The sequence below is a fragment of the Demequina sediminis genome (assembly GCF_039545075.1).
In the GTDB taxonomy this organism is placed as follows: Bacteria; Actinomycetota; Actinomycetes; order Actinomycetales; family Demequinaceae; genus Demequina; species Demequina sediminis.
In genome coordinates this window covers 79,481-97,812 of the sequence record NZ_BAABRR010000012.1, presented here as the reverse complement: position 1 = coordinate 97,812, position 18,332 = coordinate 79,481, and the positions used below count along the sequence as shown (strand labels likewise).

The window sequence follows — 18,332 nt, the reverse complement described above, 5'->3', positions numbered from 1 at the left end:
TTATGGGCGCGGGGGGGGGGGGGGGGGTGATTTTGCCATTTGGGGGCGGGGGGGGGGGGGCGCCCCCCCCGGCGGGGGCCCGGGCGGGGGGGGGGGGGGGCCCCCCCCGCCCCCCGCGTCGCTCACGACGTCTCGCTAGAGGAAGGGCTTGGGTGCCGCGATCCCCGTGACGGGAGCGTCGTCGGTGCCCTCGGCCTCGAGAGGCTCGACCGGGCCGTCCGCCGGCGCCTCGGGATCGACCTCGTCCTCGTGTGGGTCGGGCAGGTCGAACTCGCTGCGACCCTGCTCGCGCTCCTGCTCGACCTCGTCGGCGAGATGCTGCAACGCAGCCGTGCCTTCGTCCATGCTCTGGTCGTCGGTGTCGGACATGTCCGCCTCCTCGTTTCCATTCGAGGACGGCCGGGCGACCGCCCCACTACGTGAACGTCTCAGTCCGGTGCGACGTCCCACGAGAACAGGTCCTCGAGCGTGTCGCGGCGCACATGCACCGTCGAGGCGCCGTCCGCGACCGAGACCACCGCGGGCCGCAGCACCGCGTTGTAGTTGTTCGCCATGACCCTGCCGTATGCACCCGTCGCGGGCACCGCGAGCAGGTCGCCCCGCGCGATGTCGCTCGGCAGGTCGACGTCGCGCACGACGATGTCCCCGCTCTCGCAGTGCTTGCCCACCACGCGGCTGAGCGCGGGCTCGGACTCGGACAGCCGCGACGCAATGGTCGCTGTGTACTCCGCGCCGTACGTGATGGTGCGCATGTTGTCGCTCATGCCGCCGTCGACCGCGACGTACTGGCGCTGGCCGCCGTCCTCGAGACCCACGTGCTTGACCACGCCCACGCGGTACAGCGTGAGGCCAGCGGGACCGGCAATCGCACGACCGGGCTCGATGCTGAGGCGCGGCCACGTGCCGCCCACGCGCGACATCGCGGCGGCGACGGCCTCCGCCATCCCTGCCGCGGCATCGTGCGGGCTCAGGGCCTCTCCCGCGGGGGTGTACTGGATCGCGTAGCCGCCCCCAAGGTCGACCTCGGGGAGGTCGACGCCGATCTCCGCGCGGAACGCGGCGCGCAGGCCCAGCATGCGCTCGGCGCTCTCTTGGAACGCCTCGAGAGAGAGGATCTGGCTGCCGATGTGCGTGTGGATGCCGCGCAGGTCGATGCCCTCGGCGTCCTGGCACGCGACCAGCGCATCGAAGGCCGCGCCCGAGGCGAGCGACAGCCCAAACTTCTGATCCTCGTGAGACGTCGCGATGTACTCGTGGCCGCCGGCGTGCACACCCGTGGTCACGCGCACGAGCACCGGCGCGCGCGTCCCGAGCCCGCGCGCGATCTGGTCGAGCGTCTCGATCTCCGTGAACGAGTCGACGACGATCCTCCCCACGCCGGCCTCGAGGGCGCGGCGCAGCTCGTCGTCGGACTTGTTGTTGCCGTGGAGGCCGATCCGTGCGGCGGGCATCCCCCCGCGCAGCGCGATCTCGAGCTCGCCGCCCGAAGCGACGTCCATGAACAGGCCGTCCTCATGCATCCACTTGGCGACTTTCGAGGACAGGAAGGCCTTCGACGCGTAGAACACGTCGACCTCCGCGCCGTGGGCGCCGAAGGCCGCCGCGAACTCGTCGCGGAAGGCACGCGCTCGGCCCCGCATGTCGTGCTCGTCGATCACGTACAGCGGCGTGCCGTACTGGCCCGCGAGCGCGCGCACGTCCGCGCCGCCCACGGCAAGCGCGCCGTCGTCCTGACGCACCACGGTGCGGGAGAAGACTGCGCTCACCGCCATCGCTACATCCTTTCGGGGGCCGAGACACCCAGGAGGCGCAGGCCGTTGCGCAGGACCTGTCCCGCGGCATCGTTCACCCACAGGCGCGTGCGGTGCACGTCCGAGACCTCCTCGTCGCCCTGCGGGGTGACGCGGGTGCGGTCGTACCACTGGTTGAAGGCCGCGGCGACGTCCTCGAGGTAGCGGGCCACGCGGTGCTGCTCGCGGAACTCGACGGCCTGAGCGACCACGCGCGGGAACTCGCCCAGGATGCCGAGCAGCTTGGACTCCGACTCGTGAGTCAGCAACGACGGGTCGAAGCCGTCCTCGCGGCGGATGCCGTACTCGGCCGCGTTGCGCGCCACGCCCGCCGAACGCGCGTGGGCGTACTGCACGTAGAACACCGGGTTCGCGTTGGACTGCGACGCGAGCAGGTCGAGGTCGATGTCGATCGTTGAGTCCGCACTCGAGCGCGCGAGCGCGTAGCGCGCGGCATCGACGCCCACGGCCTCGACCAGGTCCTCGATCGTGACGACGTTGCCCGCGCGCTTCGACATCCGCACCGGCTGGCCGTCCTTGACCAGGTTGACCAGCTGGCCGATCTTCACCTCGACCGTGTCGGCATCGTCGCCGAAGGCCGCGGCGGCGGCCTTGAGACGGGCGATGTAGCCGTGGTGGTCCGCGCCCAGAAGGTAGATGCACAGGTCCGCGCCGCGGTGGCGCTTGTCCTTGAAGTAGGCGAGGTCGCCCGCGATGTACGCCGGCTTGCCGTCCGACTTGATGACCACGCGGTCCTTGTCGTCGCCGTAGTCGGTCGACCGCAGCCACCAGGCGCCGTCCTTCTCGTACAGCGCGCCCGTCTTCTTCAGCTGCTCGACGGCCTCGTCGACCGCGCCGGAGTGGTGCAGCGAGTCCTCGTGGAAGTAGACGTCGAAGTCGACTCCGAAGTCGTGCAGCTGACGCTTGATCGAGTCGAACATGAGGGCCACGCCGTGCTCGCGGAAGAACTCGAGCTGCTCCTCGCGCGGGAGCTCGAGCGGGTCGCGGTAGCCGCCGGCTGCGGCCTGCATCATGACCTCGTTGGCAATGTCCTGGATGTACTCGCCGCCGTAGCCGTCCTCGGGGGCGTCCTCGCCCGTGACGACCGCGAGCAGCGACGCGGCGAAGCGGTCGATCTGCGCGCCGTGGTCGTTGAAGTAGTACTCGCGGATGACCTTCGCGCCGTGGAACTCGAGCAGGCGCGCGAGCGAGTCACCCACCGCGGCCCAGCGCGTGCCGCCGATGTGCACGGGTCCGGTCGGGTTGGCCGACACGAACTCGATGTTGACCGTCTTACCCGTGAGCGACTCGCCGCGTCCGTAGTCGTCGCCGTAGTCGACGATTCCCTTGGCGAGCAGGCCCGCCGCGTCCGCCGCGAGGCGAATGTTGATGAAGCCGGGACCCGCGACCTCGGCCGCGTCGATTCCGTCCTCCTGCACGAGGCGCTCGACCAGGGTCTGCGCGAACTCGCGAGGATTGGTGCCCGCCTGCTTGGCGAGCTGCATCGCGACGTTGGTCGACCAGTCGCCGTGCTCGCGCTGGCGGGGGCGTTCGACGCGCACCTCCGGAACATCGAAGGGCGACAGCTGGAAGTCGCTGTCGTCGATTCCGGCGAGGATGGCGGCGCGGATGGTCGCGGAGAGCTCTTCAGGGGTCACCCATCGAGTCTATCCGTGCGCGCGTGTGTCGCTCACGCGGGTGGGCCTCCAGGGGTCGCGTCGGCTTCCAGGGTGTCGCGCACGCGGCGCGGCAGCTTCGCACGCACCACCTCGTAGCCGGCCTCGATGGCCTCGACCACGACGTCGCGCGGCACGGAGGCGTCGTCATCTACGGCGAGCGAGATCCACAGCCGCTTGTCCGCGTAGTAGCCGGGCGAGACGTCCTCGTACCGCGCGACGAGCGTCGCGTTGACCTCCGGATCGCCCTTCACGGTGACGATGCGCCTCCCCTCAGGCGACCCGCCCACCCTGCCGAAGTGCTTGCCTCCCACCTGGAAGGTCTGCGAGCCCCAGTCGGGGTAGGGCACCACGTGCGCGCCGGGAAGACCGGCGATCACCGCCGCGATCCACTCCTCCACCGGCGCGAGGCCGTCCTGCATCGTCTCCATGCCACGACCCTAGACGCGCCCTCCGACAGCCGCCGCGCGGCCCCCGAGTCGCACCGCGGCTCCCTTGTCCAGGAGGACGATGCGGGGGCGGGCGGGGTCGTCCGCGAGCGCCGCGCGCAGGGCCGGACGGGGCTGGGAGAAGTGCGCCCAGTCGTCGATGTGGACGGGCACCACCGTCGCGTCGGGCCAGAGGTCGGCGACCGCACAGACCCGCGCGGCGTCGGCGGTCAGCAGCGCGTCGCCCAGCCGATCCACTCGCGCGGCGCCCGCGCACACGAGCGCGACCCCGACGTCGGGGAAGCGGTGTGCGACCGCCGCGGCGGCGTCGAGTTCCGAGTTGTCTCCCGAGAAGTACACGGTGGGCCAGCCCGCCGCCCGCAGGACGAATCCCGCAACCTCGCCCAGGGCGTCGGCCACCCCGGGAGGACCGTGCAGCGCGGGAACCGCCGTGACGCACACCGGAGCGTGCGCGCCGTACAGCGTGACGCTGTGCCACGGCTTGAGGCCCACGACACCGGGGACGCGCGAGGCCGCGCCAGGGGTCGACACCACGTGGCCGGCATGTGCGAGCAGCTCGCGTCCCGCGGTGTCGAGGTTGTCCTCGTGCTGGTCGTGAGACAGCAGGACCAGGTGCACGTGGCCGATGAAGGCGGGCTCGAAGGCGGGTCCGGCGAGCTTGGTGAGGGTGCCGTACGTGCCCGGTGGGTCGAACGTCGGATCCGTGACGATCGTGAGACCTGCGTAGCCCAGCACCACCGTGGGCCCGCCCACCAGAGAGATCTCGACTGGGCTGAGGTCCGCGTCGCTCATGGGTCCAGTGTCGCGCTCGGCGCACGCGCGCGCTAGGGAAGGAGGCGTCCGTACGGGTCCGCGCACTGGACGGGGAAGGACTCGGCGCACGCGTCGACCCACACCTCGAGGCGCTCGCCCACCGCGACGTCGGACGCCGCGGCAGGCTCGCCGTCCGGCCGTTCGAGCGCACCACCCTCCGCGAACGCGAACGTGGTGCCCTCGAAGTACTCGTAGCCGGGATCTGGCGCGAACACCACCGTGATCGCGTCGCCCAGGGTCTCCACGCTCACGACCGTGCCCACCGCATCGGGCTCGCGCGCGTCGCGCGGGTCCCCTCCGGCGTCCCCGCACGCCGCGACGCCGGTGGCCAGGCCGCTGGCAAGGATGAGGGCCGCGAGGAACTGCGACGTCTGCGTGCGCATGTCTCAGCATCGCACGGGCGGGAGAGCGCAGCACGGGAGAGCCCTGCCTGCTGATATCCTCATTCGGCCCGGTCCGTCCGGGCATGCCCCCGTAGCTCAGCGGATAGAGCGCCGGTTTCCGGTACCGTAGGTCGCAGGTTCGACTCCTGTCGGGGGCACGATCCGCACACGCAAGGCCCCTCCTCGGAGGGGCCTTTGTGGTTCCCCGGCGCTAGGGTCGAGACAGACCCCACCGACGAAGGAGCCACGCATGCCAACGCTCGCGATCATCGGCGCAGGACCCGGCCTCGGAGCGGCGGTCGCGCGCCGGTTCGGGCGCGAGGGATTCTCGATCGCCCTCGTCTCCCGCGACCAGTCGAAGCTCGATGCGCTCGCGGGCGAGCTCGCGCAGGACGGGGTCACCGCGGCGGGCTTCGCGGCCGACGTCCGCGACGGCGCCTCGCTCGAGGCGGCGCTCGCCGACGCCTCCGCACGCCTGGGCCCCGTCACCGCGCTGCAGTACAGCCCACTCCCCTCGCGGGCCTACCTCGAGCCGGTGCTCGACCTCACGCCCGAGCTGGCCCTCGAGGCCCTGCGGTTCTCCGCGCTGGGCCTCATTCACGCGGCCCGTGCCGTGCTGCCCGCGATGCGCGCGGCGGGAGAAGGAAGCATCGTCCTCATCAACGGCGGCACGTCCGTGAAGGCCCGCGCGGGATTCTCGGGAACGTCCGTCGCCTTCCCCGCCGAGAGCGCCTACGGCGAGATGCTGCACGATGCCCTCGCGGGCGAGGGGGTCCACGTCGCCCAACTCGTGATTCCCGGCGCGATCCCCAAGCTCCGCTACACGCTTGAGGAGGTCGCGGACCGCATCTGGGACCTCCACCGCGGACCCGGAGACTTCCGGACCATGCTCATCCCTCTCGAGGAGGGGCGGGAGTAGGGCGGTCAGTCCGCGACGGGCACGGCGCCGGTCACGGCACCGGTCGCGAAGTCGCCGAGGCTTCCCAGCGTCGCCGAGGAGTCAAGCGCACGCCCGTCCTCGACGTCGACCGTGCACGCCAGGTGCTCCTCGGACTCGAGCCACCACACCACCGTGACGCGGTCGCGCCCCGCCTCCGCGAGCGCCGCAGCCGAGGCGTCGACGGACGGCGCGATCGCAGCAGCGACGTCCGTGCCGGCGGAGTCGAGGACGCCCTGCGCCTCGAGGAACGACCGCAGGTCGCGCCAGTCGGCGCTGCCGTAGACGTCGCCCGCGACGATTTCGGGGGCGCCGTCGCCCGCCTCGGCGTACGCGGCCTCACATGCCCTCACCGCATCGGCGTGGGCCGGGCTCATGCGCGACGTCAGCCACGTCGCCACCACCGCCCCCACGATCACCAGGACCGCGACCGCGGCGGCCGCGGCAAGGGGAAACCAGGTGCGACGCGGTTCGGCAGGGGTGTCGGACATGACATCCAGCCTATTCGCGCCGCCCCGCCTACTCTGAACGGGTGACCACCGACCTTCGGTACGAGCCTCACCTGGGACTGGCCCTGGGGGGAGGCGGCGCGCTCGGTGCGGCCCACGTGGGCGTCCTCCAGGTGCTCGCGGAGCGCGGGATCACGCCCTCGCTCGTCGTGGGGACGTCGGCGGGATCGCTGATCGGAGGCGCGTATGCCTCCGGCATGGACCCGTACACGATCGAGGCCATGGTGCTGCGCGCGGAGTGGGGACACTTCGGATCGCTCACGTTCCGCCCGGGCCTGGGCATCCTCGACACGGCGGGGCTGCGTGCCACGATCGAGGCGATCTCCGGCGGGGATCCGCGCATCGAGGACCTGCCTGTGCGCTACGCGGCCGTCGCCACGGACCTCACCACGCGCCGCGTGGTCCTGCTCGATCACGGCAGCCTCGCGGATGCCATGAGGGCGTCGATCTCGGTGCCGGGGCTATTCCGGCCGCTGAGGCTCGACGGTCACCTCCTCGCGGACGGCGGCCTGCTCGAGAACCTGCCGCTCGAGGCGACGTTCGAGCTGGGCGCACGCCACGTCATCGGGGTGCGTCTCGCGCCCGAGTGGGAGGCTCCGGGCTTCGAGACCACGCTCAAGGTCCACGCCCTCGAGATCCGCGCGGACGTCACCCTCATCTCCCCCCAGCTGGGCGGCCGCTCGCAGTGGGTCCGCGAGGACATGCCCGGCCTGATCGCGCTCGGGCGCGCGGCCGCGGAGCAGGCACTCGACGCGTATCCGGTCGTGGCGCCGCGACCCGAAACGCTTCCCGAGGTCGAGGTGCCCACGCCCGCGCGGCTCCCGGAGCCGCTGCGCGACCTGCTCGAGCCGCGCTCGGAGTGACCTATCTGCCGAGCGCCTGGGCGACCGCGGGATGCACCACACTGCCGGCGCGCACGTTGATCCCGCGCGCCAGGGCGGGATCCGACGCGACGGCATCGTCCACCCCGCCCGCGAGCCTCACCACGTAGGGCAACGTGACGTTGGTGAGCGCGCGCGTCGCGGTCGCCCCCACCGCGGCGGGCATGTTCGCGACGCAGTAGAGCAGCGACCCCTCGACCTCGAGGACGGGGTTGTCGTGCGTGGTGGGGCGCGAGTCCTCGAAGCACCCACCCTGATCGATCGCGATGTCGACCAGCACGCTGCCGCGCCGCATGTCCCTCACCATCGCGTGAGTCACGACCTTCGGGGCCGGGCGACCGGGCACGAGGACCGCGCCGATCACGAGGTCCGAGCCGAGCACCTCCTCCTCGACCTCGTGGGGCGTCGACACCACGGTGCGGACGCGACCCGCGTACCTGTCGTCGAGCGCCCTCAGCCGCCCCACGGCGAGGTCGACGGCGGTGACCTCGGCGCCCATCGCGACGGCCTGCGCCACGGCATTCGAGCCGGCGACGCCTGCCCCCAGCACCGTGACGCGGGCGCCAGGCACGCCGGGCACACCGGGCAGGAGCACGCCGCGCCCGCCCTGCGGGTTGAGCAGGTGGTGCGCGCCCGCGAGCACCGACAAGCGGCCAGCGACCTCGCTCATCGGGGTGAGCAGGGGCAGCGATCCGTCCTCGAGTTGCACCGTGTCATAGGACAGCGCGGTCGTGCCTGCCGCGCACAGCAGGTCGGCGAGCGCTGGGTTGGCCGCGAGGTGCAGGAACGTGAAGAGCACGTTGTCACGCAGCAGCGCGTACTCGTGCGGCTGCGGCTCCTTGACCTTGAGGACCACGTCGGCCGCCCACGCCTCCGCGGCGCCGGCGAGCGTCGCTCCCGCCGCGGCGTAGTCCTCGTCCGCGATCGCCGAGCCGCGACCCGCCCCCTCCTCGATCACCACGCGATGCCCGCGTTCGACGAGCGCGCGCACGCCCGCAGGGGTCAGCGCGACCCTGGTCTCGCTGTTCTTGGTCTCCGTGGGGACTCCGACCAGCACCGCGGCCTCCTCAGCGCTCGGGCGACACCGCGCGCGGCTCGTGGCCGGCGCATCGTCGCGCGGGGGCGGGCGACCAGGGATGATGGCCGCCCTCGTCTCCCTTCCTACACCTCGGGGAGACGCGCCACGCGCTGGTTCGGACACCGCGCACGGCGTGCGCCCACGTCGCGACAGTCCGCTCGGAGCCAGGCAGCCTGCCCGGCAACGCCCTACTCGTACGCGGTGAAGGTCTGGTACTCCCAGTGCCAGGGCTCGTACTTCGACGTCTTCGCCCAGTCCGGGTTCCAGAAGCCGTAGGTCGCGGCGTTGCGCTTGAACCACGACAGGTACACGCCCGAGGCGTGAGAGCGGCAGAAGTCGACCGCGAGGCCCAAGCCATGCATCGAGGTGCCCGGCGTCGCGGCCAGGTAGCCGCGCGTCGCCTTGGTCGAGTACTGGTCCGAGATCGAGCGGTACGTGTCGGCGATGCAGATGTCCGTGCCGAACTCGGTCTTGAAGCGCTCGTTAAGCGCCGCGAGCGCGAGTGCGGCGTCGGGTCGCATCTGCTCTCCCGAGACCCACAGGTTGCACAGCTGGTCGCTGCTGAGCTGGCCGTTGCTCATCGGGCCGGAGAACTCCGGGTCGCAGTCTGGAAGCAGGTTCGACGCGACGGGGACGTCGGCCGACGTGAGGACCGCACCCGACTGGTCGTCGACCGTGGGAAGCGGAAGGTCGGAGGCCTCGAACTGCGGGCCGGCACCCAGGATCGCCGTGGCGGTGGTGGGGGACTCGCCCACGACCACACCGGGCAGCTGCTCGGCTGCGTTCGCGTAGGGGGCGATCGTGCCCATCACGGGGTAGACCACCATCGCGGCCACGAAGCCCACAAGCACGCCCGTGCGCGTCGCGATCTTGCGTCGCAGGTGGGTGGTCCGGATCTGGATTTCCTGCGTCTGCTCGATGCGCCGCTCCTTGCGCGACGGGTGCCGCGCGGGGTGGCGAGAGGGGTGGGCGGAACGCGGCGTGTGCAGTGCGCCGCGCATGCTCACCATGTCCTCCCGGACGTCTCGGAAACAGAAGATTCGTGCCCCGCCAAGCAACGGGGACCGGGTCAATTATTACCAAATGGTAACGATGAGGCCAACCCCCCTGTGTGTCACGTCAGTCACATCGGCACGATGCCGGGGGAACCTGAGCCCGTCAGGCGCCGCTCTCGCGGCGAGCGAGGGAGTCCCTCACCTCTCCGACGAGCTCCTCGATGATGTCCTCGAGGAAGACGATGCCGAGCGTCGTCGAATCCCGCGTCACGGCGGCCACGTGGGCGCCCGAGCGGCGCATGAGCGCGAGCGCGCTCTCTACCTGCGCGTCGTGGGCGATCGTCGGCAGATCGCGCACGCGCCACGCCTGGATGGGTTCCTCGCGCTCTCCCGGCCGCGCGTAGAGGGCGTCCTTGATGTGGAGGTAGCCCACGAGCGCGCCGTCTTCGCTCACCGGGAAACGCGAGAAGCCGGTGCGCGTCGCCGCGTCCTCGAGTCCGTCGACCGTCACCCCGCGCGGCACGGCATGCACCTGGTCCGCGGGCACCATGACCTCCTCGACCGACCTCTCCGAGAACTCGATCGCGGTCGTCAGCAGCCCCGTGGGGTCCGAGATCGTGCCCTCCGCGGAGGACCGTTCGACGATGCTGTGGACCTCGTCCGCCGTGAAGGCCGAGGTCACCTCGTCCTTGGGCTCGAAGCCCAGCAGCCTCACGATCCCGTTGGCCACCCAGTTCAGCGCCCCGATGATCGGCCGCGCGGCGCGCGCGATCGCGACGAGCGGCGGCCCGAAGACCAGCGCGGCCCGGTCGGGGCTGGAGACCGCGGCGTTCTTGGGCACCATCTCGCCCACGATCACGTGGAGGCCCACGATCACAAGCAGCGCGATCGCGACGGCGATGCCGTGCGTCGCCGCGAGCGGCACGCCCAGCGACTCGAGGACAGGCTCGAGCGCGTGGGCGAGAGCGGGCTCGGCCACCACGCCCAGCGTCACCGAGCACACCGTGATGCCCAGCTGGGCCGTCGCGAGCATGAGCGACACGTTCTCCATCGCCCACAGCACCGTGCGTGCCGCGCGCGATCCGGCGGCGGCGCGCGGCTCGATCGAGCTGCGGCGCGCGGAGATGATCGCGAACTCGGCGCCGACAAAGAAGGCGTTCGCGAGCAGCAGTCCCACGACCGCGAGCGTCATCCCGGGGCTCACGACTCGTCCTCGTCTCGCTCGGGAGACACGGGCTCGAGGCGCAGGCGATCGATCCTGCGACCCTCCATGCGCTCGACGCGCAGACGCACGTCCGCGCCGTCGACCGTGTCGCCCGGCTCCGCGACGCGCCCCAGTGCGGCCATCACATAGCCACCGACGGTCTCGTACGCTGGCGACTCGGGGATCACCAGTCCCGTGCGCTCGTGCACCTCGTCCGGCCGCAGCTCGCCTGGCACGATCCACGCCCCGCCGGGAGCGCGGTGGACGGCGGCGCGCCTGCGGTCGTGCTCATCGGCGACCTCCCCCACGAGCTCCTCGACCACGTCCTCAAGCGTCACGAATCCCGCGGTACCGCCGTACTCGTCAACCACGATCGCGCACTGGTACCCGAGGCCGCGCAGTTCGACCAGGAGCGGGCCCATCTGCAGGGTCTCGGGGATGCGAGGGGCGTCGACCATGAACGCCCTCACCGACCGCCGCGCACGCTCATGGGCCGGCACCGCGATCGCGGAACGCAGGTGGACCAGCCCCACGACATCGTCCGATCCGTCACCCACCACGGGGAAGCGCGAGTGGCCGCTGGCGCGCGACGCCGCGATGACATCGGCCGCGGTCGCGTCCCTGCCGAGGGTCGCCATGCGCGTGCGGTCCGTCATGACGTCGATCGCGGCCAGGTTGTCGAGCTCGATCGAGTTCTTGAGCAGCAGCGCGGTCGACGGCGCGAGCGTGCCCGCCTCGGCACTGCGACGCACCAAGGCGGCGAGTTCCTGCCGCGAACGCCCGCCCGCGAGTTCCTCCCGGGGCTCGATGCCCAGCAGCCGCAGGATCGCGTTCGCCGCGCCGTTGAGTGAGGCGATGACGGGACGCAATGCGGCCGTGAAGGCCATGTTGAGTGGCGCGGCGATCTTTGCCGTGCGCATGGGCTCGGCCAGGGCCATGTTCTTGGGCACCAGCTCGCCCACGATCATCGAGAAGGCGTTGACGATCACGAGCGAGAGCGCTCCGGCGAGCGCCGCGACCGCGGCACGCGACGCGACCGTCGTGGACAGCGGCACCTCGAGGAGCGACACGAGCGCCGGCTGCGCCGTGTAGCCCAGCAGGATGGTCGTGAGCGTGATGCCGACCTGCGCGCCGGACAGTTGCGTCGACAGGTGGCGCAGCGCACGGCGCACGCGCTTGCCGCGCAGTGAGTCCTCGACGTGGGCCGGGTCGAGAGCGACCAGCGAGAACTCGGCGGCGACAAAGATCGCGGTGCCCAGCGTCAGCAGGACGCCAAGCCCGAGGAGGACCCAGGCGGTCATCGAGGACGGGAACTGTCAGGGTCCATGGTGATGAAAGGATAGACGGACGCCAACGACGGAGGGAAGACGATGCGGGGTCCGTTGATCGAGGTGGAGTCGCTGACCAAGCGCTTTGGTGCCGTCACAGCGGTCGAGGGCGCCACGTTCGAGGCCAAGCCAGGGCGCGTTACCGGCTTCTTGGGACCCAATGGCGCCGGGAAGTCCACCACGCTGCGCGCGCTGCTCGGCCTGGTGACGCCCACGTCGGGCGACACGCGCATCGGCGGCGCGACGTATCGCGACCTCTCCTCTCCCGGCACGGTCGTGGGCGCGCAGCTCGAGCCCGCGTTTCACCCCGGGCGCACCGCGCGCGACCACCTCCGGGTGGTCGCCCCGCTCGTCGGCGCCACCGACGCCCGCTGCGACGAGGTGCTGGGCCTCACGGGCATGAGCGACGCCGCGAACCGGCGTGTGGGCGGCTTCTCGCTGGGCATGCGCCAGCGGCTGGGACTCGCGACGGCGCTGCTGGGCGACCCGCAGGCGCTCATCCTCGACGAGCCAGCAAACGGCCTCGATCCCGCCGGCATCACCTGGATGCGGGCCTTCCTGCGTGCCTATGCGGCGCGCGGCGGCACGGTGCTGTTGTCCTCTCACCTGCTCGCCGAGGTCGAGCAGACGGTCGACGACGTCGTGATCATCGCGCGCGGCCGCGTGCGCCACGCGTCGGCGCTCGCGGACCTGCGCGGCCTTGCCCGCCCCAGGGCCACGCTGCGCTCCCCCGACGCGGAGCGGCTATCACGCCTCGCGGCCGACCTCCCCGGCGCCACGCTCGCCTCCACGCACGAGCTCACGGTGCCCGACATCACCGCGGCCGACCTCGGCGCACGCGCGTTCGCGGCTGGACTCGAGGTCCACGGGCTCGAGGGCGGCGGCGAGAGCCTCGAGACGGTGTTCCTGCGCATGACGGAGGAGGCGGCATGAACGCGGTGCGATCCGAGCTGCGCAAGGCCCTCACCACGCGGCTGTGGTGGGTCCTGCTGGTCATCCAGTCCGGAGCGGTCGCGTTCTTCGCGGCGGTCTTCGCCTTCGCCTTCGCGTTCGGCGGCACGGCGTCGGGTGCCGCGGGCGAGCCGGGCGCCCTCGCGCCCGAGCAGCTCGCGCTCACGGTCTACACCGCGGGCGTCTCGCTCGCCTACGTCTTCCCCCTCGCGTTCGGCGCACTGCTCGTCACGTCCGAGTTCCGTCACCGCACGATCGAGACCACGCTGCTCGCCGAGCCGCGCCGCGCGCGCGTGATCCTCGCCAAGGTGGGTGCCGCGCTTCCGTTCGCGGTCCTCTACGGGCTCGCGACCGCAGCGGTGTCGCTCGGGGTCGGGTCCGCGTCTCTCGCGGCGGCGGGCCAAGAGACGATGCTCGGGGAGCCCGACACCTGGAAGGCGTTGGGTCTCACGGTGGTCGCGATGGGCGCGTGGCTGCTCGTCGGGGTGGGCTTCGGATGCGCCGTCACCAACCAGGTGGTGGTGATCGTGGGGCTGCTCGCGTGGACGCAACTGGTCGAGCCGCTGCTGCGCGTCGCGGCGGGCTTCTGGGAGGCCGCCGCTCCCGTGGCGCGCTTCCTGCCGGGCGCGGCGGGTGAGGCGATCGTGGGATCGAGCCTCTACTCGGCCTCGGGACTCGCGTCGCTCCTGCCGTCGGGGGCCGGACTCGCGGTCCTGCTGGCCTATGGTGGAGTGGCAGCACTGATCGGCTGGCTCACCACGTTCCGGCGCGATCTCACGTAACGATTTACCCAAATGGCGGGCACACGGTTCCGGGCCCGCTCGTTGAAGGACGAAGATAGGACCACCAGTCACCACCGACGCTGATGCGCCAAGAAAGTGAGCGGCCTCAACGTGTCCCCAGACACCTCCGTGCCCGAGACGGACCGCGTCTCCGTCACCCGAGCAGCAGGTGCCCCGTCCGTCGCGTCGCTCATTCTCGGCAACGCGCATGGGGCCGCCGGCGCCGACGAACCGGCATCTGCCTCCGACGCAGACGCCCCGGCACCGGCCTCCTCGCAGGCGGTTCCCCCGCCGCCACCACCCCCGCCCGCTCCCCCGGCTCCCGCGCCCTCTCAGCCTCAGGCATCGTCCTCACCTCAGGCATCGTCCCCGCCCCAGGCATCGTCCTCACCGGCCAACCCGGCCGCCGAGGAGGCACCCGCGTCCGCGCCAGCCGAGTCCGCCCCCGATGCCGACCCGAGCGTGACCCAGCCCATCGCGACCGCGCAGGCACCCACCGCCGCGTACCTGCAGCGCCCCGACCACACGCCGCTCGAGGCGAAGGACGTCGAGCAGGGCATCTCGCGCCTGCGCGGACCCGCCGCGCGCGTGGTCGAGAACATGGAGGCGAGCCTCGCGGTGCCCACCGCGACCTCGGTGCGCACCATCCCCGCGAAGCTGCTCATGGACAACCGCGTCGTGGTCAATAACCACCTCGCGCGCACCCGCGGCGGCAAGGTCAGCTTCACGCACCTCATCGGCTTCGCGATCGTCGAGGCGATCGCCGAGTTCCCCGCGATGAACGTCGCGTACGTCGAGGAGGACGGCAAGCCCGCGCTGCAGACGCCCGCGAGCGTCAATCTGGGCCTCGCGATCGACCTCGCGCGACCCGATGGCACGCGCCAGCTGCTGGTGCCGTCGATCAAGGGCGCCGACCAGATGGACTTCGCGGCCTTCTGGGCCGCCTACGAGGACGTCGTGCGCCGCGCGCGCGGCGGGGCCCTGCAAGCCACCGACTTCCAGGGCACGACGCTCACGCTCACCAACCCCGGCACGCTCGGCACGGTCCACTCGGTGCCGCGCCTCATGCGCGGCCAGGGCGCGATCGTCGGCGTGGGGTCGATGGACTACCCCGCCGAGTTCCAGGGCGCCTCCGAGGAGGTGGTCGCTCGCCTCGGCATCTCGAAGGTGATGACCCTGACCTCGACGTACGACCACCGCGTGATTCAGGGCGCGCAGTCGGGCGAGTTCCTGGGCCTGGTGCACCGCAAGCTCCTCGGCCTCGACGGCTTCTACGACCGCGTCTTCTCCTCAATCCGGATCCCGTACGAGCCGGTGCGGTGGGTCCAAGATTCCGCGACGGACCCCGCGGCCGAGGCTGCCAAGCCCGCGCGCATCGCCGAGCTCATCCACGCGTACCGCTCGCGCGGCCACCTCATGGCCGACGTCGACCCGCTGTCGTCCCGCCCGCGCAAGCACCCCGATCTCGACGTCCAGACACACGGCCTCACGCTGTGGGACCTCGACCGCTCGTACCAGACCGCGGGATTCGCCGGTCAGGACGAGTGGACGCTGCGCGGCGTCCTCGGGCGCCTGCGCGACGCGTACTGCCGGACCATCGGCCTCGAGTACATGCACATCGCGGATCGCGAGCAGCGTCAGTTCTTCCAGGAGCGGCTCGAACACGGCTACACCAAGCCCACGCGCGAGGAGCACCTGCGGATCCTGCACCGCCTCAACGCCGCGGAGGCGTTCGAGGCCTTCCTGCAGACCAAGTACGTCGGACAGAAGCGCTTCTCGCTCGAGGGCGGCGAGTCGCTCATTCCGCTGCTCGACTCCGTGATGAGCGCCGCGGCCGAGGCCGGGGTGCACGAGGTGTGCATCGGCATGGCGCACCGCGGCCGCCTCAACGTGCTCGCGAACCTCGCGGGCAAGAGCTACGGGCAGATCTTCTCGGAGTTCGAGGGCACCGCGGTGCCCGGCTCGGTCCAGGGCTCCGGAGACGTCAAGTACCACCTCGGCACCGAGGGCACCTTCACCGCCGAGTCCGGCGCGACCACGCGCGTCTACCTCGCTGCCAACCCCTCGCACCTCGAGGCGGTCAACCCCGTCCTCGAGGGCATCGTGCGCGCGAAGCTCGACGCGCTGGGTGCCGACCCCGCGACGGACGGCTACCCCGTGCTTCCGGTCCTCATCCACGGTGACGCGGCCTTCTCGGGCCAGGGCGTCGTGATGGAGACCATCAACATGGCCCTGCTCAAGGGCTACCGCACGGGCGGCACGGTCCACGTCATCATCAACAACCAGGTGGGCTTCACCACCGGGCCCGAGAGCTCGCGGTCGACGCGCTACTGCACGGACATCGCCAAGGGCTACCAGATCCCGATCTTCCACGTGAACGGCGACGACCCCGAGGCGTGCGTGCGCGCCGCGCGGCTCGCGTTCGAGTACCGCGAGCGCTTCGGTCGCGACGTGATCGTCGACATGGTCTGCTACCGCCGCCGCGGCCACAACGAGGGCGACGACCCCTCGATGACGCAGCCGCGCATGTACGACCTCATCGAGGCCAAGCGCTCGGTGCGCCACCTCTACACGGAGTCGCTCATCCGCCGCGGGGACATCACCACGGAGGAGGCAGAGGCGGTCTCGAAGGACTACCTGTCGCAGCTCGAGCGGGTGTTCATCGAGACGCGTGAGGGCTACAAGCCGGCGGAGCACGCCGAGTCTGTGGCCGGCCTCGAGCTACCCGCCTCGCAGTCCTCCGATGCCGGCGTCATGGTGGGGTGGAAGACCGCCGTCACCGCGAGCCAGATCGAGAGGATCGGCCGCGCCCACGTGCGCCCGCCCGAGGGCTTCGCCGTCCACCCCAAGCTCGAGAAGTTGCTCGAGAAGCGCGAGCAGATGAGCCGCGAGGGCGGCATCGACTGGGGCTACGGAGAGATCCTGGCCTTCGGCACGCTGCTGCAGGAGGGCGTGCCCGTGCGCGTCTCGGGCCAGGACAGCCGCCGCGGCACGTTCGTCCAGCGCCACGCGGTCTATCACGACCGCAACACCGGCGCCGAGTGGACCCCGCTGCTGTATCTGTCCTCCGACCAGGCGCGATTGCACATCTTCGACTCGCCGCTGTCCGAGTACTCCGTCGTGGGCTTCGAGTACGGCTACTCGGTCGAGCGCCCCGACGCGCTCGTGTTGTGGGAGGCGCAGTTCGGCGACTTCGTCAACGGCGCACAGACCATCATCGACGAGTTCATCTCCTCGGCAGAGCAGAAGTGGGGACAGTCCTCGTCCGTCGTGTTGCTGCTGCCGCACGGCTTCGAGGGTCAGGGACCCGATCACTCGTCGGCACGCGTCGAGCGCTTCCTCCAGCTGTGCGCGGAGGAGAACATGATCGCCGCGATGCCGTCGACCCCGGCCAGCTACTTCCACCTGCTGCGCCGCCAGGGCTACAACCGCCCGCGCAAGCCGCTCGTGGTCTTCACCCCCAAGTCGATGCTGCGCCTGCGCGCGGCGCAGTCCTCGGTCGAGGACTTCACCACGGGCACCTTCGAGCCCGTGATCGGCGACCCCAGCGTCGACCCGGCGAACGTGGACCGCGTGCTCATGTGCGCGGGCAAGGTGTACTACGACCTGGTCGCCGAGCGCGACCGGTCGGGCGACACCTCGACCGCGATCGTCCGCTTCGAGCAGCTCTATCCGCTCGTACCCGAGTCGATCAAGGAGGCGCTCGCGCCATTCGACGGCGCGGAGCTCGTGTGGGTCCAGGAGGAGCCGCACAACCAGGGCGCATGGTCGCGCATGTCGCTCAGCCTTCCCCAGGTGGTGGGCTCGACGGTGTCGGTCGTGTCGCGGTCGGCCTCGGCCTCCCCCGCGTCGGGGCTCGCCTCGCGTCACGCGGCCGAACAGACCGACCTGGTCCGGCGGGCGTTCGCGCGATGAGAAACGTCTTCCTCGTGGGCGACGAGCTCGTCGCGGGCCACGGCGACCCCAAGGCGATGGGATGGGCGGGACGGGTCGCGGCGCGCACCCTGCCACTCGCGCCCGACCTCGCGTTCCACACCCTCGCGGTGCCGGGAGAGACCACGGGAGAGCTCACGAGCCGCTGGGACGAGGAAGCGCTGCGCCGCACTCGTCACGCCGAGGCCGAGACCAGCTACGTGCTCTTCGCGATCGGTCGTCACGACGCGCTGCGCGGCGTGTCCGCCACCATGACGCGGCTCAACGTCGCGAACTTCCTCGACCGCGCGCACGCGCTGGGCTTCGAGACCCTCATCGCGGGCCCTCCCCCCGGTCGTGACCAGGACAACCCTCGCATCGCGGAGCTCGCGGCCGTGTGCGAGGACGCCGCCTCCCGGCGTGGGGTCGGATACGTCGACATGTACGGGCCGCTCGTACGCCACGAGCAGTGGGCGGCGGACATGGCCACCGGCGACGATGCGCTCCCCCGCCAGGCCGGCTACGGCCTCATGGCGTGGCTCGTGCTGCACTCGCGGTGGCACTCGTGGCTCGGAATCGAGCAGCCGGCCGTCTAGCCCGGCGTCCCAGGCCCGAGCCTCCCATCCGAGCCGCCGATCCGAGTC

Annotated in this window: 17 protein-coding genes and 1 tRNA gene; 7 read left to right on the top strand and 11 right to left on the bottom strand. The window is 71.4% G+C overall.

The window, feature by feature from the left end; all coding sequences use genetic code 11:
- Positions 1 to 135 precede the first annotated feature (135 nt).
- Genes ABEA62_RS10940 through ABEA62_RS10915 form a run of 6 tightly spaced genes read right to left on the bottom strand, consistent with a single transcriptional unit; the run spans position 136 to position 5,111 of the window.
- Entirely contained in the window at positions 136 to 369 is a 234-nt protein-coding gene (locus tag ABEA62_RS10940) for a hypothetical protein (RefSeq protein ID WP_286215258.1), read from the bottom strand.
- 59 nt (positions 370 to 428) lie between these two features.
- On the bottom strand, positions 429 to 1,772 hold the full coding sequence (lysA, locus tag ABEA62_RS10935) for a diaminopimelate decarboxylase (RefSeq protein WP_345380106.1): 1,344 nt from the start codon (positions 1,770 to 1,772) through the stop codon (positions 429 to 431).
- A 2-nt stretch (positions 1,773 to 1,774) separates the two neighbouring features.
- The gene (gene argS, locus ABEA62_RS10930; protein ID WP_286215257.1) at positions 1,775 to 3,448 is read right to left on the bottom strand and encodes an arginine--tRNA ligase; all 1,674 of its coding nucleotides are present in this window, start codon (positions 3,446 to 3,448) and stop codon (positions 1,775 to 1,777) included.
- A gap of 32 nt (positions 3,449 to 3,480) precedes the next feature.
- Positions 3,481 to 3,897, bottom strand: a complete 417-nt coding sequence (locus ABEA62_RS10925) for an MmcQ/YjbR family DNA-binding protein (RefSeq protein ID WP_286215256.1) — start codon at positions 3,895 to 3,897, stop codon at positions 3,481 to 3,483.
- Positions 3,898 to 3,906: 9 nt separating this feature from the next.
- Positions 3,907 to 4,707, bottom strand: a complete 801-nt coding sequence (locus tag ABEA62_RS10920; protein WP_286215255.1) for an MBL fold metallo-hydrolase — start codon at positions 4,705 to 4,707, stop codon at positions 3,907 to 3,909.
- 32 nt (positions 4,708 to 4,739) lie between these two features.
- Positions 4,740 to 5,111 carry a hypothetical protein gene (locus ABEA62_RS10915; RefSeq protein WP_286215253.1) on the bottom strand — a complete coding sequence of 124 codons (372 nt, stop codon included), beginning with the start codon at positions 5,109 to 5,111 and terminating at the stop codon, positions 4,740 to 4,742.
- A gap of 85 nt (positions 5,112 to 5,196) precedes the next feature.
- On the opposite strand from ABEA62_RS10915, the gene ABEA62_RS10910 reads away from it, so the two are divergent.
- Both ABEA62_RS10910 and ABEA62_RS10905 read left to right on the top strand, forming a co-directional pair.
- A tRNA-Arg gene (locus ABEA62_RS10910) sits at positions 5,197 to 5,269 on the top strand.
- A 92-nt stretch (positions 5,270 to 5,361) separates the two neighbouring features.
- Positions 5,362 to 6,030 (top strand): SDR family NAD(P)-dependent oxidoreductase, encoded by a 669-nt coding sequence (locus tag ABEA62_RS10905; protein WP_286215252.1) that lies wholly within the window; start codon positions 5,362 to 5,364, stop codon positions 6,028 to 6,030.
- Positions 6,031 to 6,035: 5 nt separating this feature from the next.
- Here the strand turns inward: ABEA62_RS10905 and ABEA62_RS10900 are convergent, their stop codons facing one another.
- On the bottom strand, positions 6,036 to 6,539 hold the full coding sequence (locus ABEA62_RS10900; RefSeq protein WP_286215250.1) for a hypothetical protein: 504 nt from the start codon (positions 6,537 to 6,539) through the stop codon (positions 6,036 to 6,038).
- Between the two features lie 41 nt (positions 6,540 to 6,580).
- Between ABEA62_RS10900 and ABEA62_RS10895 the strand changes: the two genes are divergently transcribed.
- Complete coding sequence (locus tag ABEA62_RS10895) at positions 6,581 to 7,420, top strand: patatin-like phospholipase family protein (RefSeq protein ID WP_345380101.1); 840 nt, start codon at positions 6,581 to 6,583, stop codon at positions 7,418 to 7,420.
- A gap of 1 nt (position 7,421) precedes the next feature.
- Here the strand turns inward: ABEA62_RS10895 and ald are convergent, their stop codons facing one another.
- The 4 genes from ald to ABEA62_RS10875 form a co-directional block, all read right to left on the bottom strand.
- Positions 7,422 to 8,495, bottom strand: a complete 1,074-nt coding sequence (gene ald, locus ABEA62_RS10890) for an alanine dehydrogenase (protein WP_286215248.1) — start codon at positions 8,493 to 8,495, stop codon at positions 7,422 to 7,424.
- A 209-nt stretch (positions 8,496 to 8,704) separates the two neighbouring features.
- Positions 8,705 to 9,526, bottom strand: a complete 822-nt coding sequence (locus tag ABEA62_RS10885) for a M15 family metallopeptidase (RefSeq protein WP_345380098.1) — start codon at positions 9,524 to 9,526, stop codon at positions 8,705 to 8,707.
- Between the two features lie 148 nt (positions 9,527 to 9,674).
- Positions 9,675 to 10,715 (bottom strand): hemolysin family protein, encoded by a 1,041-nt coding sequence (locus ABEA62_RS10880; RefSeq protein WP_286215246.1) that lies wholly within the window; start codon positions 10,713 to 10,715, stop codon positions 9,675 to 9,677.
- Positions 10,712 to 12,016 carry a hemolysin family protein gene (locus tag ABEA62_RS10875; protein WP_286215245.1) on the bottom strand — a complete coding sequence of 435 codons (1,305 nt, stop codon included), beginning with the start codon at positions 12,014 to 12,016 and terminating at the stop codon, positions 10,712 to 10,714. The genes ABEA62_RS10880 and ABEA62_RS10875 overlap by 4 nt, the downstream gene beginning before the upstream one ends.
- A 69-nt stretch (positions 12,017 to 12,085) precedes the next feature.
- Between ABEA62_RS10875 and ABEA62_RS10870 the strand changes: the two genes are divergently transcribed.
- From ABEA62_RS10870 to ABEA62_RS10855, 4 genes are all read left to right on the top strand, one after another.
- Positions 12,086 to 12,976 (top strand): ATP-binding cassette domain-containing protein, encoded by an 891-nt coding sequence (locus tag ABEA62_RS10870; protein WP_286215244.1) that lies wholly within the window; start codon positions 12,086 to 12,088, stop codon positions 12,974 to 12,976.
- Positions 12,973 to 13,776: an ABC transporter permease gene (locus ABEA62_RS10865; protein ID WP_286215243.1), complete on the top strand. Its 804-nt coding sequence runs from the start codon at positions 12,973 to 12,975 to the stop codon at positions 13,774 to 13,776. The genes ABEA62_RS10870 and ABEA62_RS10865 overlap by 4 nt, the downstream gene beginning before the upstream one ends.
- Positions 13,777 to 13,968: 192 nt before the next feature.
- On the top strand, positions 13,969 to 17,691 hold the full coding sequence (locus tag ABEA62_RS10860) for a multifunctional oxoglutarate decarboxylase/oxoglutarate dehydrogenase thiamine pyrophosphate-binding subunit/dihydrolipoyllysine-residue succinyltransferase subunit (RefSeq protein ID WP_425558032.1): 3,723 nt from the start codon (positions 13,969 to 13,971) through the stop codon (positions 17,689 to 17,691).
- Complete coding sequence (locus ABEA62_RS10855; RefSeq protein WP_345380093.1) at positions 17,688 to 18,284, top strand: GDSL-type esterase/lipase family protein; 597 nt, start codon at positions 17,688 to 17,690, stop codon at positions 18,282 to 18,284. Before ABEA62_RS10860 ends, ABEA62_RS10855 begins: the two co-directional genes overlap by 4 nt.
- Positions 18,285 to 18,332 lie beyond the last annotated feature (48 nt).

Bases quoted from the DNA above. Each gene is read 5' to 3' on its own strand.
- ABEA62_RS10940 (WP_286215258.1), bottom strand. From the start codon at position 369: ATGTCCGACACCGACGACCAGAGCATGGACGAAGGCACGGCTGCGTTG.
- lysA (WP_345380106.1), bottom strand. From the start codon at position 1,772: ATGGCGGTGAGCGCAGTCTTCTCCCGCACCGTGGTGCGTCAGGACGAC.
- ABEA62_RS10925 (WP_286215256.1), bottom strand. From the start codon at position 3,897: ATGGAGACGATGCAGGACGGCCTCGCGCCGGTGGAGGAGTGGATCGCG.
- ABEA62_RS10920 (WP_286215255.1), bottom strand. From the start codon at position 4,707: ATGAGCGACGCGGACCTCAGCCCAGTCGAGATCTCTCTGGTGGGCGGG.
- ABEA62_RS10915 (WP_286215253.1), bottom strand. From the start codon at position 5,111: ATGCGCACGCAGACGTCGCAGTTCCTCGCGGCCCTCATCCTTGCCAGC.
- ABEA62_RS10905 (WP_286215252.1), top strand. From the start codon at position 5,362: ATGCCAACGCTCGCGATCATCGGCGCAGGACCCGGCCTCGGAGCGGCG.
- ABEA62_RS10900 (WP_286215250.1), bottom strand. From the start codon at position 6,539: ATGTCCGACACCCCTGCCGAACCGCGTCGCACCTGGTTTCCCCTTGCC.
- ABEA62_RS10885 (WP_345380098.1), bottom strand. From the start codon at position 9,526: ATGGTGAGCATGCGCGGCGCACTGCACACGCCGCGTTCCGCCCACCCC.
- ABEA62_RS10875 (WP_286215245.1), bottom strand. From the start codon at position 12,016: ATGACCGCCTGGGTCCTCCTCGGGCTTGGCGTCCTGCTGACGCTGGGC.
- ABEA62_RS10870 (WP_286215244.1), top strand. From the start codon at position 12,086: ATGCGGGGTCCGTTGATCGAGGTGGAGTCGCTGACCAAGCGCTTTGGT.
- ABEA62_RS10865 (WP_286215243.1), top strand. From the start codon at position 12,973: ATGAACGCGGTGCGATCCGAGCTGCGCAAGGCCCTCACCACGCGGCTG.
- ABEA62_RS10855 (WP_345380093.1), top strand. From the start codon at position 17,688: ATGAGAAACGTCTTCCTCGTGGGCGACGAGCTCGTCGCGGGCCACGGC.